The sequence below is a fragment of the Halobacillus sp. 12SKB genome (genome assembly GCF_052941655.1).
The window spans coordinates 109,802-129,358 of the sequence record NZ_JBRFWR010000001.1 but is presented as its reverse complement, the minus strand read 5'-3'; the positions used below and the strand labels follow the sequence as shown (position 1 = coordinate 129,358).

18 protein-coding genes, 1 riboswitch and 1 other annotated feature are annotated in these 19,557 nt (G+C 44.2%); of the genes, 14 read left to right on the top strand and 4 right to left on the bottom strand.

Annotated features, from left to right (window positions below):
* The first annotated feature begins 31 nt into the window (after nt 1-31).
* The 5 genes from ACQ4XT_RS00670 to ACQ4XT_RS00650 all read left to right on the top strand — a co-directional run bounded on the left by ACQ4XT_RS00670 (nt 32) and on the right by ACQ4XT_RS00650 (nt 5,345).
* The gene (locus ACQ4XT_RS00670; protein WP_446855532.1) at nt 32-1,213 is read left to right on the top strand and encodes an ABC transporter substrate-binding protein; all 1,182 of its coding nucleotides are present in this window, start codon (nt 32-34) and stop codon (nt 1,211-1,213) included.
* A 55-nt stretch (nt 1,214-1,268) separates the two neighbouring features.
* A complete protein-coding gene (locus ACQ4XT_RS00665) occupies nt 1,269-2,057 on the top strand; it encodes an ABC transporter ATP-binding protein (RefSeq protein ID WP_446852054.1) in 789 nt (262 codons plus the stop codon).
* A gap of 830 nt (nt 2,058-2,887) precedes the next feature.
* Nucleotides 2,888-4,147: an L-lactate MFS transporter gene (locus ACQ4XT_RS00660; RefSeq protein ID WP_446852053.1), complete on the top strand. Its 1,260-nt coding sequence runs from the start codon at nt 2,888-2,890 to the stop codon at nt 4,145-4,147.
* A 279-nt stretch (nt 4,148-4,426) separates the two neighbouring features.
* Nucleotides 4,427-5,170 (top strand): phosphatase PAP2 family protein, encoded by a 744-nt coding sequence (locus tag ACQ4XT_RS00655; RefSeq protein WP_446852052.1) that lies wholly within the window; start codon nt 4,427-4,429, stop codon nt 5,168-5,170.
* A gap of 7 nt (nt 5,171-5,177) precedes the next feature.
* Nucleotides 5,178-5,345 carry a YqaE/Pmp3 family membrane protein gene (locus ACQ4XT_RS00650; RefSeq protein ID WP_146818851.1) on the top strand — a complete coding sequence of 56 codons (168 nt, stop codon included), beginning with the start codon at nt 5,178-5,180 and terminating at the stop codon, nt 5,343-5,345.
* A gap of 45 nt (nt 5,346-5,390) precedes the next feature.
* Here ACQ4XT_RS00650 and queE read toward each other — a convergent pair whose 3' ends face one another.
* From queE to queC, 3 genes are read right to left on the bottom strand one after another with little or no spacing between them, the layout of a single operon-like run.
* Nucleotides 5,391-6,119, bottom strand: a complete 729-nt coding sequence (gene queE, locus ACQ4XT_RS00645) for a 7-carboxy-7-deazaguanine synthase QueE (protein WP_446852051.1) — start codon at nt 6,117-6,119, stop codon at nt 5,391-5,393.
* Nucleotides 6,112-6,579: a 6-carboxytetrahydropterin synthase QueD gene (gene queD, locus ACQ4XT_RS00640; protein ID WP_446852050.1), complete on the bottom strand. Its 468-nt coding sequence runs from the start codon at nt 6,577-6,579 to the stop codon at nt 6,112-6,114. The genes queE and queD overlap by 8 nt, the downstream gene beginning before the upstream one ends.
* Nucleotides 6,579-7,244, bottom strand: a complete 666-nt coding sequence (gene queC / locus ACQ4XT_RS00635; RefSeq protein WP_446852049.1) for a 7-cyano-7-deazaguanine synthase QueC — start codon at nt 7,242-7,244, stop codon at nt 6,579-6,581. The genes queD and queC overlap by 1 nt, the downstream gene beginning before the upstream one ends.
* Before the next feature lie 86 nt (nt 7,245-7,330).
* A riboswitch (PreQ1 riboswitch) is annotated at nt 7,331-7,375 on the bottom strand.
* Between the two features lie 958 nt (nt 7,376-8,333).
* Nucleotides 8,334-8,545: a binding site (T-box leader), on the top strand.
* 52 nt (nt 8,546-8,597) lie between these two features.
* Between queC and ACQ4XT_RS00630 the strand changes: the two genes are divergently transcribed.
* The 3 genes from ACQ4XT_RS00630 to ACQ4XT_RS00620 all read left to right on the top strand — a co-directional run bounded on the left by ACQ4XT_RS00630 (nt 8,598) and on the right by ACQ4XT_RS00620 (nt 11,644).
* Nucleotides 8,598-9,833, top strand: coding sequence for an argininosuccinate synthase (locus tag ACQ4XT_RS00630; protein WP_446852048.1), 1,236 nt, complete (start codon nt 8,598-8,600; stop codon nt 9,831-9,833).
* A complete protein-coding gene (gene argH, locus ACQ4XT_RS00625; RefSeq protein ID WP_446852047.1) occupies nt 9,826-11,199 on the top strand; it encodes an argininosuccinate lyase in 1,374 nt (457 codons plus the stop codon). The genes ACQ4XT_RS00630 and argH overlap by 8 nt, the downstream gene beginning before the upstream one ends.
* Before the next feature lie 106 nt (nt 11,200-11,305).
* Nucleotides 11,306-11,644, top strand: a complete 339-nt coding sequence (locus ACQ4XT_RS00620; RefSeq protein ID WP_220585616.1) for a hypothetical protein — start codon at nt 11,306-11,308, stop codon at nt 11,642-11,644.
* Between the two features lie 59 nt (nt 11,645-11,703).
* Here ACQ4XT_RS00620 and ACQ4XT_RS00615 read toward each other — a convergent pair whose 3' ends face one another.
* On the bottom strand, nt 11,704-12,891 hold the full coding sequence (locus ACQ4XT_RS00615) for a M14 family metallopeptidase (RefSeq protein ID WP_446852046.1): 1,188 nt from the start codon (nt 12,889-12,891) through the stop codon (nt 11,704-11,706).
* A gap of 592 nt (nt 12,892-13,483) precedes the next feature.
* Between ACQ4XT_RS00615 and ACQ4XT_RS00610 the strand changes: the two genes are divergently transcribed.
* The 6 genes from ACQ4XT_RS00610 to ACQ4XT_RS00585 all read left to right on the top strand — a co-directional run bounded on the left by ACQ4XT_RS00610 (nt 13,484) and on the right by ACQ4XT_RS00585 (nt 19,516).
* The gene (locus ACQ4XT_RS00610; protein WP_446855530.1) at nt 13,484-14,656 is read left to right on the top strand and encodes a DEAD/DEAH box helicase; all 1,173 of its coding nucleotides are present in this window, start codon (nt 13,484-13,486) and stop codon (nt 14,654-14,656) included.
* A gap of 165 nt (nt 14,657-14,821) precedes the next feature.
* Complete coding sequence (locus tag ACQ4XT_RS00605) at nt 14,822-15,463, top strand: class I SAM-dependent DNA methyltransferase (RefSeq protein WP_446852045.1); 642 nt, start codon at nt 14,822-14,824, stop codon at nt 15,461-15,463.
* Nucleotides 15,464-15,467: 4 nt separating this feature from the next.
* Nucleotides 15,468-15,929 carry an S-ribosylhomocysteine lyase gene (locus ACQ4XT_RS00600; RefSeq protein ID WP_226587645.1) on the top strand — a complete coding sequence of 154 codons (462 nt, stop codon included), beginning with the start codon at nt 15,468-15,470 and terminating at the stop codon, nt 15,927-15,929.
* A 21-nt stretch (nt 15,930-15,950) separates the two neighbouring features.
* The gene (locus ACQ4XT_RS00595; protein ID WP_446852044.1) at nt 15,951-16,868 is read left to right on the top strand and encodes a PLP-dependent cysteine synthase family protein; all 918 of its coding nucleotides are present in this window, start codon (nt 15,951-15,953) and stop codon (nt 16,866-16,868) included.
* A 4-nt stretch (nt 16,869-16,872) separates the two neighbouring features.
* Complete coding sequence (locus tag ACQ4XT_RS00590; RefSeq protein ID WP_446852043.1) at nt 16,873-18,009, top strand: bifunctional cystathionine gamma-lyase/homocysteine desulfhydrase; 1,137 nt, start codon at nt 16,873-16,875, stop codon at nt 18,007-18,009.
* An 832-nt stretch (nt 18,010-18,841) separates the two neighbouring features.
* The gene (locus ACQ4XT_RS00585) at nt 18,842-19,516 is read left to right on the top strand and encodes a TraR/DksA C4-type zinc finger protein (protein ID WP_446852042.1); all 675 of its coding nucleotides are present in this window, start codon (nt 18,842-18,844) and stop codon (nt 19,514-19,516) included.
* Nucleotides 19,517-19,557 lie beyond the last annotated feature (41 nt).

Here is a 19,557-nt window from a genome sequence, read left to right as displayed (position 1 = left end):
GAATTTGATTAAAACGTACGTAAAGTCGACGATGCTTTTGTTGTGTTTCATATTTTTGGTGGGGATAATGGCTGCTTGTAGTGGAGATGAAGGAGCGGCTGGTGGAGATGCAGAAGCTTCTGATGGCAATACCGTAAAAATTGGAGCGCTTTTTGATATTACAGGCGGAACGGGGGATGTCGGGACTCCGTATTCCGAAGGTGAGAAAGCTTACTATGAGTACTTGAATAGTCAGGGTGGCATTGATGGCGTTCAAGTTGAACTGATTGGTGACGATTACGCCTATGACATGGCAAAAGGTCAGCGATTGTATCAAGAGTTACGTGATAAAGACAATGTATCGGCGATCCTTGGATGGGGGACGGCGGATACAGAAGCACTCCGCCAGCAAGTCGCCAATGATCAACTTCCTTACTTCTCTGCTTCTTACTCAGAAAATCTGAAAAATTTAGAGGAAAGTCCATACAACTTTTTAACAGCAGCTACATACTCTGACCAGGGACGAGCTGTTGTGAAATGGATCAAGGAGAATCACGAGGGAGAAAATCCAACGCTTGCCCTTCTTTATAACGATACAGCGTTCGGACGTTCCCCAATTGAAGACATTAAAGCCTACGCGGCCGAAGTTGGCGTCGAAGTGGTGGATGAACAAGTCATTCCTGTGACGGCTACAGAAGCGCAGTCACAAATGTTGAATATGCAGGAAGCAGCTCCGGATTATGCAATTATTCAGCAAACGTGGGGAGCAACAGCCACGATTTTACGTGAAGCTCAGACCCTTGGCATTGATACACAATTCATCGGTTTGAACTGGGCGACTGGAGAAGGGGTGGTAGAAATTGCAGGGGACGCGGCAGAAGGAATGTTAGGCGTTGTTACCCACGCTTTTCCATATGAAGACTTGGAAGGACTGGCTGAAATGAAAGAGTACCTGGAGTCTGAAGGAGAAAGTCTTGAAGATGTCAGTCAAAAATTCGTACAAGGTTGGGTAACCGCTAAGATTATGGCTGAGGGTATAGGGAATGCTGAAGAGTTGAATGGAGAAGGGATCAGGAAAGGAATCGAACAAATTAAAGACATGGATCTCGGTGGTCTGGCCGCTCCTGTCACTTTCTCAGAAGACAACCATGCCGGAACGAACCAAGTTCGTCTAGCAGAGGTTAAGGATGGGAAATTTGAAGTCATCACGGATTATTTCAGTTATGAAGACTAAAAGAGGGTGGGGTCTCGTAAAGAGGCCCCATTTTTCAAAAGGAAGGTGAATCAGCTTGTTAAGAGTCGATAATATAGAAGTCGTGTATTCGAAGATGATTCTAGTCTTAAAAGGAATGTCGATCGAGGTGCCGGATGGAGATATTGTTGCTCTGTTAGGAAGTAATGGGGCGGGGAAATCTACGACACTGAAGGCGATCTCGGGTTTGCTTGGGGGAGATAACGGTCAAGTGACGAAAGGGAAAATTACGTATCAAGAGGAAGACATCACCTCAATGAGTCCGGATAAAATTGTTCAAAAAGGCATTTTTCAAAGTATGGAGGGACGGAGAGTTTTCACTCATCTCACGGTCGAGGAAAACTTAACAGCAGGGGCACACACAAGGAAAGATCGAAGGAATATAAAGAAAGATATGGAGCGTGTCTATCATTATTTTCCAAAGTTGAAAACGTTACGTTCCCGTCATGCTGGGTTGCTCTCAGGAGGCGAACAACAAATGCTCGCAATTGGCAGAGGAATAATGGCGAAACCAAAGTTATTGTTGTTGGACGAGCCATCTCTTGGAATTGCACCGCTTCTCGTCAAGGAAATCTTTCAAAACATTAAACAGATCAATGAAGAGGAAGGGGTGTCCATTCTTGTCGTTGAGCAAAATGCCAATGTAGCGCTCTCCATCGCTGATTATGGATATATCATTGAAGATGGACGCTCTGTTTTGGAAGCTCGTGTATCAGAGCTGCTTTCGAACCAGGAAGTACAGGAACATTATTTAGGTATGAATGAAGAAGGACGTAAAAATTACAGAGACGTAAAATCCTATCGGAAAAAACAACGCTGGATTTAGAAAGAGAACTTTCTGGGAAGATAATCTTCAACGACTTGATTTCGAGACTTTTATTGAGTGGATGGGGCTGCGGGGAATAACTCGCTTTCCGCGGGGCCCCACACGAAGTGGAGTCGTTCGATGTTGGCACAGGACGTGCCGAACTTAATCGAACTTCCTCTATTCTTTTGAGCCTCCTCAGGCTACGCCTTGCGGGGTCTCACCTAGCACTCTTTTCCTCTTCCCTATCCGGTTCCGGCGCCTAGCAGCTAGTGAGACTTCCCTCGCTTCTTTAAGATAAGTCAACATCGAATCCACTCTGTTCTTCGTGTATCCTTTATCTCCGCCAGCTCAGTCCAGTCCATACCCCGCTGGTCAAGGCGCCTGCACACTTGAGTTAAGAGTCTCGTCATTCCCCTCCGCCCCTTTCTATATTAGTTTCTCGAAGCCACTTCCCGAATAATCAGCTATTCAGTTTGATGGGAGTATAAGGTTGAAAATTCCACGGCCAGGTATTTGAACCCTGAAAGAATGATATACTGAGTGTTTTAACCTTTTAACCATCGGAATAGCGGATAACAATCCAACTTGTTAAAGGGGGTCGTATCTCCCAGCCACCCCTGGCGCTCAACATGGGCAACGAATCCAGAAAACATCTTGAAACTGAGTCTTCCACATACGGGAGCTTATACTTAATGGACACTTCCTGAATAGGGGGTGTTTTTTTATTGTCCAGGAAATATTTCAAGCGAGACAGAATATGGACAGAATGTGTCATAATAAATGGAATTTTGTTTAGAAATTGAGGTTAAAGGAAAAAGAATGGTAATTAAAGGAGAAGAGGTGAAAAAATGTCAGAACGAAAAGTGAAGAACAGGTGGTTGATCGCTTTAGGAGCGGTGGGGATTCATATTTCTATCGGCTCTGTTTATGCCTGGAGTAACTTTACAGGCCCACTTAGTGAAGAGTTTGGCTGGTCAGCAAGTCAAGTACAATTGACCTTCAGTATTGCAATTTTATTCTTAGGATTATCTGCAGCCTTTTTAGGGTGGTTCGTGGAAAAATATGGGCCGAGGGTGGCCGGGATCACAGCTGCCATCTTTTTCGGAATTGGTGTGGCTGGATCAGGGATCGCTGTAAGCGCAGGGTCTTTATGGATGCTGTACATATTTTACGGGGTTCTTGGAGGGATAGGTTTAGGTGTAGGTTATATTGCACCTGTTTCTACATTAGTCAAATGGTTCCCTGACCGTAGAGGTCTAGCAACAGGGATGGCGATTATGGGGTTTGGTTTTGCAGCCGCTATAGCAAGTCCATTGATGGACGTTCTTATTAATTCAGTTGGCATTGCAGCCACCTTTTATATTTTAGGGATCAGTTATTTTGTCGTTATGATCGGCTCATCCCTTTACATGTCCCGCCCTCCTGAAGGTTGGACACCTAAAGGTTATGATCCGAATAAAGAGACGGATACGGAGAATCAAGATTTAGCAAACCTGCGTGCAAAAGAAGCGTTAAAGACAAAGCGTTTTTATTACCTTTGGACGATGTTATTCATTAATGTTACGTGTGGAATAGCTGTTATTTCCGCCGCTAAACCGTTGTTGGAGGAAAGTGTCGGGGTATCGACAGCTACTGCCGCCACTCTCGTTGGTGTGATGGGCATTTTTAATGGACTCGGAAGGATCGGTTGGGCAAGTGCATCCGACTATATAGGTCGTGCAAATACGTATATTACTTTCTTTGTTCTTCAAATCGGATTATTCCTCGTTCTGCCTTGGACAACGGCGACTTGGATTTTCGTTATTGCTTTTTCTATTATTTACACTTGTTATGGTGGCGGCTTTGCTACAATTCCTGCTTTTATCGGAGACTTATTTGGTACAAAAGAACTTGGTGCCATTCATGGATATATTTTAACAGCATGGGCGGCTGCTGGACTTGCCGGTCCCATCTTTGCGGCATGGATGAAAGATACGACAGGAAGCTATGAGAACAGCCTCATTTTCTTTTCTGGTTTATTCGTTATCGCTCTGGTGGTATCCATTCTGACGAAGGTGGATGAACGGAAAAAGCGAAAAGAATTAATGAAGAAAGAGAAAACAGCATAAAAAAATAAAACTCGGATGCGGAGGGTAGCATCCGAGTTTTATTTTTGAAAAACCTCTATGAAAAGGATGAAATGTCGATGGATGGAAGAAGATATATGAAAACTGCTAAAAAACAGTGGTTACATGAATGGAATACTTGTAGAAGCAATGTGAGCGGTCCTTACTTTAGAGGCACATGATTTGGGGTTATAGAGTATTGAAGCTAGTATTTCAAGGTTAACCTATAGAGATTAGGGGAAGGGTTGAATTAAGAGTGATTGGCAGTCAGGAGGAATTGTGATGTTGTTTTCAGGAACGAAGCTTTCAGACCTTTCAAAAGCGTCTATTATTCTCATCTTGGCGGGCTTCGTATTGGTAGGTGGAGCCGTTTATTTCTTTACTGAACTTGCGGCAGAAGTCCTAGAACAGGAAAAATTCGTTGTGGATCAGGCAGCGACAGATGTAGTGAGGTCGATCACTACCCCGTGGATGGATACGTTTTGGGGATGGATTACGGATTTGGGATCCGTTTTATTCATATCGATAGCATCTGTGGCACTGCTTATCTTTTTATTGTTTTTTTCTCCATTCAGCCGGTGGGTAGGAATTTATTTTGCCATTGTCATGATCGGGATTAGCTCCTTAACTAAACTGCTGAAAGTTACTTTCGAGCGCCAACGTCCAGAAGTGCTGGCAGAATATGATGGAACTGGTTTCAGCTTTCCGAGTGGACATACGACAGGTTCTTTTGTATTTTACGGATTTCTCATTTACTTAATCGTCATCAGCCCGTTGAAGAAGCCTAGGAAATGGGCAATAAATATAGCGCTGGGATTGTTAATTGCACTTGTCGGCCTTTCCCGTGTTTACCTCGGGGTGCACTTTTTCACGGATGTCGTTGGAGGTATGTTATTTGGCCTCGCATGGCTTCTTATCTGCATAGCGGCACTGGAAATCACGATATGGAATCAGAGAAGAAGACAATCAGGGAGTGTTCAAACTCTTGCAAAAGGGAAAACTGAAAGGAAGCAAGAGAAAGGGTGATTGAGTCATGTTGTATATTTTAGTCATATTTCTACCACCTTTAGCTGTTTTGTTTACAGGGAAACCACTAAAAGCCCTATTGAATTTGATTCTAACTCTAATTTTTTATGTTCCAGGAGCGGTCCATGCGGCTGTAGTAGTGAAGGGTCATTATGACAGTAAGAAACGTGGATGAAAAAAAGCCTGAAAGCATGTGATATGCTGTCAGGCTTTTTTTCTTTTATACCCCTCGCTTATTACCCCAGACAAGTGCGTGAACTTGTGGGAGGACGCGAACTTTATTCAGCTTGGATGAGGCAACAACTTGGTCGATGAGCCATTCGTATTGGTCGAGAAGGTGACTGGCCAATGTTCCTGCTTCATTTTCTTCCAAATCATCATTTCCCACCTGTAAAAAGAAGGGGACATTAGGGTAACGCTCATGGACTTTTTCGGCATAAGTCAAGTCCTCTTCATTAAAAATAACCACTTTTAAACTTGTGTTCTGAAGTCGGTCAGCGGCTTCCAGGCGGTTTAAGATATCATCGAGAACGTTCCAATCCGTCTTCATTCCGGAGCTGGGTGGTTTTGGGGATATGGTCAGATCATCAATTTGAGTGAACCATTCCTGCCAACGGCTTCCCTGTGTTTCAAGTGCTACCTCGATGCCTCTTTCATGGAGAGGAACGATGAGCTCATGCAGATTTTTTAAAAGAGCAGGGTTGCCACCTGATATCGTGACATGGTCGAATTGTTCTCCACCAATGTCCAAAAGGCGGTCTAAAATTTCTTCAGACGTCAACCTCTCAATGTCATGCTTAGCGCTTCCATCCCATGTAAATGCGGAATCGCACCAAGCGCAACTGTAATCACATCCGGCCGTACGGACAAACATCGTTTTTCTCCCGACAACCATTCCTTCACCTTGGATGGTAGGGCCAAAGATTTCGAGGACAGGGAATTTATTCATTTGTCATCCACTCCCGTCTTGCTTCCGCAAAACTTGTCGGTGTTTCGTAAAGTTTTACAAATTCAACTCGACACTGATTCGGATCGTTTTTCAAAGCTTCTTCCATTTTTTCATAAATCCAAACGACCATATTCTCAGCTGTGGTATTCATTTTTGGAAGTGTATCGTTCAAATACCTGTGATCGAGGTGGACTTCGATCTGTTCTTTCCAGATTTTCTTAATGTCACCGAAGTCGATGACAAGCCCAATATCATCAACAAATCCGCTGACACCAAAGATCACTTTATACGTATGTCCATGAAGGTTTTTACATTTCCCTTCATAACAATGCAAGTGGTGGGCCGCATCAAAGGTGAATTCTTTACTGACGAGTACACGCTTTTGGTGGTACTTTAACTCGTGACGCTTGATGTCCTGATCGATTTTCTGCAAGTTTTCTACAATGGTAAACCCAAACATTATTCGTTCACCTCTTTTTTAGCGACATAAGTATGAAGGCCATTGCTTCGAAGTTCACAAGCGGGACATTCCCCACAGCCATCACCGCGTATCCCGTTATAGCAAGTCAACGTTTTCTCACGCACGTATTCAAAGGCATCCAAATCATCAGCCATTTCCCATGTTTCTGCTTTATCGAGCCACATGAGTGGAGTGTGAATGACAAATTCATCATCCATCGATAAATTCAGTGTGACATTCAAGGATTTAACAAAAACATCACGACAGTCTGGATATCCACTGAAGTCTGTTTCGCAAACGCCTGTAACAATATGTTTTGCGCCGATTTGACGAGCGAGAATAGTGGCAAAAGACAAGAATAATAGATTCCTTCCCGGGACAAAGGTAGAAGGAAGTTCACCATCTTCGCCATCTTTCACTTCAATATCATCTCTAGTTAAAGCATTAGGGGCGAGTTGGTTGAGTAAAGACATATCAAGGATATGATGACGCACCTTCTGATCTTCAGCAATTTCTTTCGCCACTTCGATTTCTTCTTTATGACGTTGGTTGTAATCAAAAGTAACGACGTCAACAGATTCGAACTTTTTCAGTGCCCAGAACAAACAGGTCGTACTGTCCTGGCCGCCGCTGAATACAACCACAGCTTTATTATTTTTTTCCATAAAAAAATTCTCCTTTCATCATCGAAAAAGAGAATTCTACACACCCAAAACCATTAAAAAAACCGCACCTAAGGCAAGGTACAGTTCCATCCTTAGTTTTTTATAGAGGGTGTCGCTAGAACCTCTCCTGCCCTGAAGCAGACTTTATTTAATTTACCCTACTCATCTTAACACGACAATATGCCTCTGGAAACCCTCGCCTATACAATTTACCACATCAGCTCTGTTAAACAATTTGGCAGGTTTCTTGAAGACTCAGTTTCTAGACTTTTGTTGAGAGTATGGGGGCTGCGGGGAATAGCTCGCTTTCCGCGGGAGCGCGGTGAGCCTCCTCGGACTGCGTCCTGTGGGGTCTCACCAAGCACTTTTTTCCTCTTCGATATCCGGTTCCGGCGCCTAGCGGCTAGTGAGACTTCCCTCGCTTCTGTACGATAAGTCAACATCGAATCCCTCCGTTCTTCGTGTTTCCTTTATCTCCGCCAGCTCAGTCCAGTCCATACGCCGCTGATCAAGGCGCCTGCACACTTAAGTTAGGAGTCTCGCCATTCCCCTCCGCCCCTTAACCAAGTAAGGTTCTCGAAACCACTACTTAAAAAATCACTTGTATGGTTATGAGTAGTGAATGATATAAACTCTATCCCATTGACGTTTAGGATACGCGAATGCTTGATACAACACACTATATGCCCGCCCGGGGGAGAAGAATAGGAACCTTACTTATGAATACATGTGTTCTAATCATCCACTTCCTTCAACCATACTAGCTGTCCCTTTTAGAAGTGGTTTCGAGACACTTATAAAGTAAAGGGGCGGAGGGAAACGGTGAGACTCCTATGGGACGTGTGGGACAGGTGAGACCCCGGAAGGCGTAGCCTGAGGAGGCTCACCGCCCGCCCCATGGAAAGCGAACCTTTTCCCGGAGCCCCCAGAACCACACAAACATCTCGAAACTGAGTCTTCAAGAATAGGGAGCAATAGTGGAAGAAGGGGTTATGAAAATGGGAATCTAAAAAACTTTTACGAAGAATGTGTTTATTGTGTTGACTTCTGCATATGATTTTGTATAATTATAAACAATTCATTATAAAAATACATTCGTGGACGAAGAGAGTACGTATGAAGCTGATCGACAGCGAGCCGGGGGCGGTGGAAGCCTGGTGACAGTTGATACGGAAACGCACTTCTGAGATGTTCGGTGAAAAGAGTAGCCAGAACCGGGAGCACCCGTTATCAGCTTCGAGTTGGTCTGACATACAGACAATGAGAGTGGCACCGCGGATGATTCAAAATCCGTCTCTTACCCCAGGTAGGAGACGGATTTTTTTATGGACAATAATTGAGGAGGTTATTCATATGACAAAACCAAAAGTAGTATTAGCTTATTCCGGTGGATTGGATACATCGATTTCTATTAAGTGGATCCAAGAAAAGTATGGGTATGATGTCATCGCTTTAGGATTGGACGTCGGTGAAGGAAAAGACTTGGAAACCATTCGTAAAAAGGCACTGGATGTAGGAGCAATCAAGGCAATTATGGTGGATGCCAAGGAAATTTTAGCTGAAGAATATTTGATGCCGGCTCTTAAAGCAAATGCTCTTTATGAAGGAAAGTATCCATTATCTTCTGCTCTTTCACGTCCGCTCATCTCTAAACTGCTCGTTGAAGTTGCAGAACAGGAGGGAGCAGTTGCTGTCGCTCACGGCTGTACTGGAAAGGGGAATGACCAGGTTCGCTTTGAAGTTTCTATACAAGCATTGAATCCTGACCTTGAAGTCATCGCTCCAGTTCGTGAATGGGGAATGACACGTGATGAGCAAATCATTTACGCTGAAGAAAAAGGAATTCCGGTTCCAGTCAATCTTGAAAATCCATTCTCCATCGATGCAAACATCTGGGGGCGTGCCTGTGAAGCGGGTGTACTTGAGGATCCTTGGAAAGAAGCTCCGGAAGCGGCGTATGCCTGGACCAATCCGATTGAAAAGACGCCTGATCAACCAGAGACCATTGAAATTGATTTCATAGAAGGAAAGCCTGTCGCACTGAACGGAGAAAAAATGGAGCTTGTTCCTTTAATTGAGTACTTGAACGAACTTGGAGGCAAGCACGGGGTTGGCAGAATTGATCATACAGAAAATCGCCTTGTAGGTATTAAATCGAGAGAAGTGTATGAAAACCCAGCAGCTATGATTTTGATCAATGCCCACAAAGAATTGGAATTTTTGACCCAAACAAGAGAAGTATCTCAATACAAAGCCAATGTTGATCAGCAGCTTTCCAAAATTATATACGACGGTCTATGGTATTCACCACTACAACCGGCTTTATCCGCATTCATTGATTCTACGCAGCAAGTGGTCACTGGAACCGTTAAAGTGAAGTTGTTCAAGGGACATCATACAGTGATTGGTAAGAAATCACCGGTCAGTCTGTATAACGAAGAGCTTTCCACTTATTCCAAAGAAGATGCATTTGATCACAATGCCGCTGTCGGATTCATTAAGTTGTGGGGATTGCCGACGAAAGTCCATGCGGACGTTCATAAAGGAGAGAAGTTACTGGATCAAGCGGTGGTGAGCCAGCATGACTAAACTGTGGGGCGGTCGGTTTACAAAGCCTACAAATAAATTGGTGGAAGAGTACACCTCTTCCATCAACTTTGATCAAAAACTTGCGCTTCAGGATATCGAAGGTAGTATCGCTCATGTGGAAATGCTTGGTGCCTGTGACATTATTCAAATGAACGAAGTGATGCAAATCAAGGAAGGGCTACTTACGATTCAAGAGAAAGTGAAGAATGGGGACGTCATCTTTTCTGTGGAGCATGAAGATATTCACATGAATATAGAAAAATTGCTCATTGATGAGATTGGACCTGTTGGTGGAAAGCTGCATACCGGGAGAAGCAGGAACGATCAAGTGGCCACCGATATGCACCTTTATTTACGTGAAAAAACGAAAGGATTGATGGAGCTTGTAGAAGCCGTTCAATCTTCTCTCGTGGAACAGGCGGAAAATCATGTGGAGACGATTCTACCAGGGTACACCCACTTGCAGCGTGCTCAGCCCGTCTCGTTTGGTCACCATTTAATGGCTTACTTTTGGATGTTTGAAAGAGATAAGGAGCGTTTGCAGGATAGTTTGAAGCGGATCAACTGGTCCCCGCTTGGGGCAGCGGCTCTTGCGGGGACGCCTTATCCGATTGACAGACAAATGACATCCGATGCTTTAGGGTTCGATCAGCCTTATCCGAATTCATTGGATGCTGTCAGTGATCGTGATTTCATTCTTGAGTTTTTATCTGTTTCTTCTATTATGATTACACACATTTCACGTTTGTCTGAAGAGCTGATTTTGTGGGGGAGTCAGGAGTTCCAATTTGTAGAATTAGATGATGCCTTTTGCACAGGTTCAAGCATCATGCCTCAGAAGAAAAACCCTGATGTACCTGAACTCCTTCGAGGAAAGACAGGAAGAATTTACGGTCATTTGATGGGATTGCTGACATTGCTGAAAGGACTGCCTCTCGCTTACAACAAAGATATGCAGGAAGACAAAGAGGGAATGTTCGATACGGTTGAGACATTAGAAGGGGCATTGTCGTTGTTGGCGCCTATGCTTGCATCGATGCAGGTGAAAGGGGATCAGATGAAGAATGCTGTAAATGAAGACTATTCGAATGCCACAGATATCGCGGATTATCTGGCTGTCAAAGGTATGCCTTTCAGAGAAGCCCATGAAGTGATTGGGAAAATTGTACTGTACTCTATTCAACAGGAAAAATACTTGTTGGATTTGACATTGGAAGAATACCAGGACTTTTCTCCACTCTTTGAAGCGGATATATATGAAAAGTTGAACCCCAATCAAGTCGTAGCTGCACGAAACAGTGAAGGTGGAACAGGGTTCGATCAAGTGCACAAGCAAATACAACTGGCAAAAGAACATCTTTCTTGATGAAGGGTGTTCTTTTGTTATGTCCTCAAGAGGGTCATCTAAGGTTTGAAAAGGAGCAGGGAAGGATACTATATCCATACCACCTTTTATAGAGAGGGATGATCGTATGGCAAAAACAGTTCAAGCTTACTTTTCCACAGAAAATGATGCGGAAAGTGCAAAGGCATCGTTGCAATCTTTATCGGTCGATCAGGATACAGTAGAAGCGATCCCTGAGGATGTAGATATGACTCCTGTTGTCCCTGTAGCAGGATCGACAAATTCAGGCGGAGGGACCTTCAATTTCACAGAGGTCGTCTCGCCTAAACATGATCGGGACAGCGCGCTATCTGACAAAAAGCATTTAACACATGTGCTTCATTTTTCAATTAAGGAAGAGGAGTACGATCGAGCGATACAAGTGATTAAAGAGCACAATGGTCATATGGACAAAAAAGACTTCTAAAAACAAGGTACCCCTGCGGAAATGTATAAGGTCGCAGGGGTTTTTCAATGAATGCTCCATTACATATACAAGCTTGCCAAAAAGATTCCCATCGTTTCCTGATAGATTTCATCGAACTGTTCAAGGGGGAGAGGGTTTACCCCCAATCCTAATTCTACCGTGAATCCTGGTTGTCGAAACTCCTGGATAAACCAGTCCTTATAGCCGGAAAAACTATCTACAAAACGGATGGGTTTGTAGCCGCTCACTCGTTCAAACTCATTGACGATCGTCATGGACCGAGGAGGTTCAAGCCCTTCGTATCCCCAATAGATCACTTCTCCCTGCGTGTGGAAAGCAAGCATTTTTTCAAAGTTACGCGCCCCCGCAAGCTCAGCCATCGCAACCGTTTCAGGCTCCGTTAGTGGTTGATAGCCTGGAAAATCTCTTGGAGCAGGAGATGTCGGCTTCCTTGCAGCATCCACTTCCCATTTGGCAGGGTATTGGTTGTTCAAATCTACGCCCCGGATATTGGCTTTCCACTCGGAGAAATCAGTATTGCCATCATTGATACTTAATGCCATCTCCCCAAACTCCCCGTCAGGTGGTCCGTTCAAAACGAGATCAACACCATCAGGATCGACCATGGGAACAATAGAGAGTGTCACTTCATTATAAAAAGGATTGATTTCTAAGCCGCGGATGGTCTCTTTATTTGTTAGTGCCAGCAAGTAGTCATTCAAAAATTGCATGATCACTGCTGTCGTAATCCATTCATTCGCATGGAAAGAACCGTTCCAATGCACCACTTTCGGTCCGCGCCCGATTTGAAGTTCAACAAGTTCTTTTCCCATCACACTATTCCCGATCGTCTCTCTTCTGACAAAAGGATATAGTTCGTAAAGTTCATTCAAATCAGTAGTTAGTACATTGAAGTTATAAGGGCGGTTTCCATCGACGACTCGAAAGGTCACTTGGACGGGAAGGGATAAAACCTCCTCGATTTGAAGCATTCTAGGATTGACGGAAGGATTTAATAATGCGATTGCATCCAGGGAGATTCGACGCTCGCTGGCAATTTTCCAAAAGGTATCTCCGGATTGTACCCGGTATTGGCTTGTTTCATATCCTGGTATGCGAATCGTTTGTCCAATTTGAAGGGAAGATGGTCCCGCTTGTGGATTCGAATCTATGATTAAATCTAACGGTACGTTGAAAAGGTTGGAGTAGTACCATAACGTGTCACCACTTCTTACTTTAACGTCCATAAGAGGCCCCCTTTTTTTACAGTCCTTTTTATAACTATATGGAAAATGGTTGGTTTGATGAACAATCATCTCTCGACCAATTTTAATGAATCCCAACATAGTCACTTTTTTTCAGGTACAATAAAGGAATGGCCTTATTCAACTAACTGGCAGGTTTGTGGAAGACTTGATTTCGAGACGTTTGTTGAGTGGATGGGGGCTACGGGGAATAACTCGCTTTCCGCGGGAGCGCGGTGAGCCTCCTCGGACTGCGTCCTGTGGGGTCTCACCCTGCACTTTTTTCCCGCAGGAGTCTCGCCATTCCCCTCCGCCCCTTAGCTATATCAGTGTCTCGAAACCACTTCTGGAAAATCAACTTGTATGGTTGTGAGAAGTGGAACCCACATACAGGGTAGAACAACTTCCAAACCGCGGCTCTTTGTTTAAAAAAATCTCTATATCGAACTTTCAGGATCAGAATGCTTGCTTGACAAGTATATTTTCCGGGAGCCCCCAGAACCACACAATCGTCTCGAAACTGAGTTTTAAAATAAAGGGAGCTTATGTGGAATGAATGACGGGTTTTAATTTTATAGAAAGTAGTGAAAAATATATGAAGCCATTTGAAAAATTAGGAATATCAAGAGAGTTGACTGAAAAACTGAAGCGGCAGGGGATTACGTCACCGACACCTGTACAGGAGCAGGCTATTCCACCCCTTATGGATGGAAAAGATATGATAGCCCAAGCTCAGACGGGAACAGGGAAGACGTTCGCCTTCGTTTTGCCTATTTTAGAAAAAGTAGATCCGTCCTCGGAGGCTGTTCAAGCAGTGATTGTCACCCCGACGAGGGAATTGGCTTTACAGATTACGCATGAAGTGAACAAGCTTAAAAATGAGGACACCCATGTTTTAGCTGTGTACGGTGGTCAGGACGTAGCTAAACAAGCGAACAAATTGAACGGGAAGGCCCATGTAGTTATTGCTACACCAGGACGTTTATTGGATCATTTAAGACGAGAAACGGTTGATTTGAACCACATTCATCAACTGGTCATTGATGAAGCCGATCAAATGTTGGAAGCAGGGTTTCTGCCTGATGTACAGGATATAATTAGCCAGTGTGGGACAGAAAGGCAAACGATGTTGTTTTCAGCAACCATCACATCACAAGTCCATTCTTTAGCAAAAAAAATTACAGATAATCCAAAGCGGATTGAAGTAAAAGAGGAAAAAGTGACGGTCTCTAACATTAAACAACTGTTATATGAAACGACCGATCGAGCAAAACAAGACGCTCTAATTCAGATTATGAGTGAACACAGACCATTTCTTGCGGTCATTTTCTGTAGGACAAAGCGCCGAGCGAAAAAACTGAATGACGCACTGATGGCCAAAGGTTATGAATCTGATGAGCTCCACGGAGACCTATCTCAAGCCAAAAGAGAAAAGGTCATGCAGCGTTTTCGTGATGCGAAAATTCAGTACCTTGTAGCTACGGACGTGGCGGCGAGGGGGCTTGATGTGGAAGGAATCACCCACGTGTTCAACTATGATATCCCACAAGACCCTGAAAGCTATATCCACCGAATCGGCAGAACAGGGAGAGCGGGAGGTAAGGGGTTGGCGATTACTTTTGCCGCGCCTAAAGATAAGCCCGCTCTTAAACAAATTGAACAGCATATCAAACAAAAGTTAGAAAGACGATCTTTGGAGAAGCTTTCTCCGGGAAAAAGAGAAAAAGAAGAAGAGAAACCATCACGCTACAAAAAACGAAGAAGGTAAGCCAAAAACCAGAGTCCTCTCTAGACTCTGGTTTTTTGTGAGTTAATTTAGAAAATTACTGCAAAAAAACAATAACATTGAGGAGAGTTGTGAAATATGATACATTATAAACATAATTCCGAGTTAACTCATTGGAATTATAAATAATGAGGAGAGATGAACTTTATGGGGATGGAATTTGTCGACCTATTCAATCAATGGGCGAGTTCATATGACGATACAGTAGCTGGTAAGGATCCGGAATATCGCGAAGTGTTTGAAGGGTACGATGAAATGTTGGGGCGCTTAGCCAAGCTTTCCGTTTCCCCGGTTATGGAATTCGGAGTAGGTACAGCGAATCTAACGAGAAAGGTCATCGACCAAAATAAGGTCGTTCTTGGCATTGAACCTTCCTCTGAAATGCGGAGGATTGCTAAAGTGAAATGTCCCGAAGCTGCTATCTATGATGGGAACTTTCTCGAGTATCCGAAACTTCTTACACCGATCCGATCCATCATTAGTTCATTTGCTTTTCATCACCTGACGAGTAGCGAGAAAGTTGAAGCCATCCAGAGCTTCCGAGATCGTCTCGAAGATGATGGGAAGGTAGTTTTTATAGACACGATCTTTAAAGACAAGGAACATAAGCAACAGTTGATCAAAACTGCGGAGAGACAAGGATTTTTAAATTTAGCGCAGGATTTGCAGGAAGAATACTACCCATTTCTAGAAGAACTAAGAGAGATGTTTGTCCTTAACGGATTCGATGTAACTTTTGAACAGCTGAACAAATACGCCTGGCTCATTCAGGCAAAAAAAGGAGAATGATCACATGCCAAAAATGAACGTTGAAAGTTTTAATCTTGACCACACGAAAGTGAGCGCCCCGTATGTACGACTAGTAGGAGTAACTGAAGGAGAAAAGGGAGATAAAATTTACAAATACGACCTTCGTATCAAGCAGCCGAACCAGGAACATATGGAAATGCCAGCCCTTCATTCTCTTGAGCACTTGATGGCGGAAAACAGCCGGAATCACCATGACCGCATTGTCGACATTGGACCGATGGGCTGCCAAACAGGTTTCTATATTGCCATCCTCAACGACGACAGCTATGATAACGTGCTTAATGTAATCGAGAAGACTCTTCAGGATGTTTTGGAAGCAGACGAAGTTCCTGCATGCAACGAAGTTCAGTGCGGATTTGCTGCGAGCCACAGCCTGGAAGGAGCTCAGAAACTGGCAAAAGAATTACTTGAAAAACGTGAGGAATGGACGGAAGTTTTTCAATAAATAACGGGAGTTGAGAATGCGATGGGTTACGTGAAGAACATACAATCATTGATTGGTCAGACACCGATGATCGAACTCACTCATTCCGAAATCCCGAATCAAGCTAGAATCTTCGCTAAGCTTGAATTCATGAACCCAGGCGGTAGCATCAAAGACCGTCTGGGTTTAAAACTGATTGAGGATGCGGTAGAACGTGGATTGTTAAAACCGGGGGGAACCATTATTGAACCCACGGCAGGAAATACAGGCATTGGCCTCGCCCTTGCTGCGATCGGAAAAGGAATCACCGTCATTTTTGTGACACCAGAGAAGTTCAGTCAGGAAAAACAAACCTTGATGAGAGCTTTAGGAGCTCAAGTCGTAAACACTCCTACTGAAAAAGGAATGAAGGGAGCCATAGAGAAAGCGAATTTACTGGCTGAGGAAATTCCTGATTCCTTCAGTCCGCAGCAGTTTCATAATCAAGCGAACCCAGACGCTTATTACGAAACTCTTGGTCCGGAGATCTTTCACGATATGAATGGAGAAGTGGATATTTTCGTCGCTGGTGCAGGTACAGGTGGGACATTTATGGGAACTTCCCGTTATTTAAAAGAGCGAATGGAGAATGTCAAAACCGTGATTGTTGAACCGGAGGGCTCCATATTAAACGGGGGAGACCCTGGCCCGCATCGTACAGAAGGGATAGGGATGGAGTTTCTCCCTTTTTACATGAATCCTGATTATTTTGATGCGATTCATACCATATCAGATGAGATTGCTTTCCGCCGTGTAAAAGAGCTGGCTTTAAATGAAGGTTTGCTCGTAGCCAGTTCATCGGGAGCAGCCTTTGAAGCTGCGTGGAGAGAAGCTGAAAGGGCACAGCCAGGAGCAAAAATTGTAACCATCTTTCCTGACAGTAGTGAGCGATATTTAAGTCAAGGCATATATGAGGAGTGATGACATGAGAAAAAAAACACAGCTGATCCATGGGGGAATCACGGGTGATGAAAAGACTGGAGCTGTCAGTGTACCCATTTATCAGGTAAGTACCTACAAACAAGATGGAGTCGGTCAGCACCGCGGGTATGAATATTCAAGAACGGGAAACCCGACACGTTTTGCATTGGAGGAATTGATCAAGGACTTGGAAGGTGGCCATAAAGGTTTCGCTTTCGGATCAGGTATGGCAGCCATTACAGCCGTATTAATGACTTTTAATCATGGAGATCATGTGATTTTCACCGATGATGTGTACGGGGGGACGTACCGTCTTGTATCTAAGATCATCAACCGCTTTGGACTAGAAGCAAGTTTTGTTGATACCAGCGATTTGGATAATATCCAGTCAGCGATTACAGATCGCACAAGAGCAATTTACGTCGAAACCCCTACAAACCCTTTGCTTAAAGTGACAGATTTAGAAAAGGTGTCTGCTTTAGCGAAGGAAAAAGATTTGACGTTTATTGTTGATAATACTTTCAGCACGCCATATTGGCAGAATCCGATTGAATTTGGCGCCGATATCGTCTTGCACAGTGCAACCAAATATTTAGGAGGACATAGTGACGTCGTAGCTGGTCTCGTTGTTGTGAACAGTGAGCAGCTGGCAGAGGATGTCCACTTTGTGCTGAACTCTACGGGTGGTGTTTTGGGACCCCAGGATTCATGGCTTCTTATGAGAGGAATCAAAACACTCGGGATCCGCATGGAAGAAATTGAGGAGAATACAAGGCAGTTCGTAGAGTTTCTCCAAGATCTTCCGGAAGTGACAGACATTTATTATCCAGGCCTGGACGATCATAGAGGAAGCGAGGTTCATCAAAAACAAGCGCGTGGTAACGGTGGTATGATCAGCTTTGATGTCGGCAGTGGAGAGAAAGCGGATCAAGTTCTCCGCAATGTAAAATATTTCACTTTGGCAGAAAGCCTTGGAGCCGTCGAAAGCCTTATCTCAGTTCCTGCGATGATGACTCACGCTTCTATTCCAAAAGAGCGGCGAGCTGAACTTGGTATCACAGATGGCCTCGTCCGTGTATCCATCGGGCTTGAAGATATTGAAGACCTTAAAGAAGATTTTCTCCAAGCCTTAAGAAAATAATCCCCAAAAAGGAGCACTCCACCAGTGCTCCTTTTTCTTTCACAAAAGCTCCCGTTTGTTGTAGACTCAGTTTCGAGACTTTTGTTGAGTGGATGGGACTGCGGGGAATAGCTCGCTTTCCGCGGGGCCCCACACGAGGTGGGGTCGTTCGATGTTGGCACAGGACGTGCCGAACTTAATCGAACTTCAACTATTCTTTGAGCCTCCTCGGACTTCGTCCTGTGGGGTCTCACCCTGCACTTTTTTCCCCCTAGGTATCCGGTTCCGGCGCCTAGCGGCTAGTGAGACTTCCCTCGCTTCTGTACGATAAGTCAACATCGAATCACTTCGTTCTCCGTGTTTCCTTTATCTCCGCCAGCTCAGTCCAGTCCATACGCCGCTGATCGAGACGCCTGCACACTTATATTAGGAGTCTCGCCATTCCCCTCCGCCCACTTTTCGTAAGACATTCTCGAAACTACCTTCCAGTAATAAGAGCTTTTGTAGTTAAGAATCCTATACCGATGCAGATTAAGCAGGATTTCACAACACTATTATGCAGGTTACTATAAGAGGAATTTCGAGAACCTCATTTGGTAAAGGGGCGGAGGGAAACGGTGAGACTCCTGTGGGAAGTGCGTGGTAGATGAGACCCCGCAGAGCGTTAGCTTAAGGAGGCTCATCACTCGCCCACGGAAAGCGAACCTTTTCCCGGAGCCCCTAAATCCACACAAACATCTCGAAATCAAGTCTTCCACAATCCTGCCATTTAGTTTAATATCTCTCCTCTTGCATAGGTCATTCGCGCCTGAGCCACACTAAAAAGGAAATTCAATCAGGAGTGGAAAAGCATATGGATTATACACATTATAAAAAACAACTGGAAGAGCGAAAAAGGGAAATTGAGCAGCGCTTAATGGACAATGACCAGTACGGGTTGGAACGTGGTTTTGCAAGTGATATGGCCTCAGGGGAATTGTCACAATATGATAACCACCCGGCGGATTCTGGAACCGAGTTGTACGAAAGAGAAAAGGATATTGCTTTGCTGGGACATTTAAAAGAAGAATTGTCCGATATCCAATATTCCCTTAAGCAAATGGACAAAGGAACATATGGAATTTGTGAGGAAACGGGGGAGCAGATTCCTAAAGAACGATTGGAAGCTATTCCAACAGCAAGAACGATTGCGTCGGCGTCCTCCAACCAGGATATTTCCATGGATCGTCCAGTAGAAGAAGATGTACTTTCAGATTTAGAAGCGAATTATGGACGGAACCATGATGATCCGGAATACAATGAACAGAATGCGTATGAACAAGTGGCATCCTTCAACCAGAGCAGTATGACGTATGATGATTCATCTTTGATGGACAACGAGGATGGCGTAGGTTATGTAGAGGAGTTCGAACCATTTGTTTCTACAGATATGAATGGTTACACAGGTGCAGATGATGTTAGTTTTCAACGTAATGAACATTACGATAAGTATATGGATAGTCAGGACGAAGCGGAAGATACGTACTGATGGAAAAAGCCTGAGGGTATGGCGATACTCTCAGGCTTTTT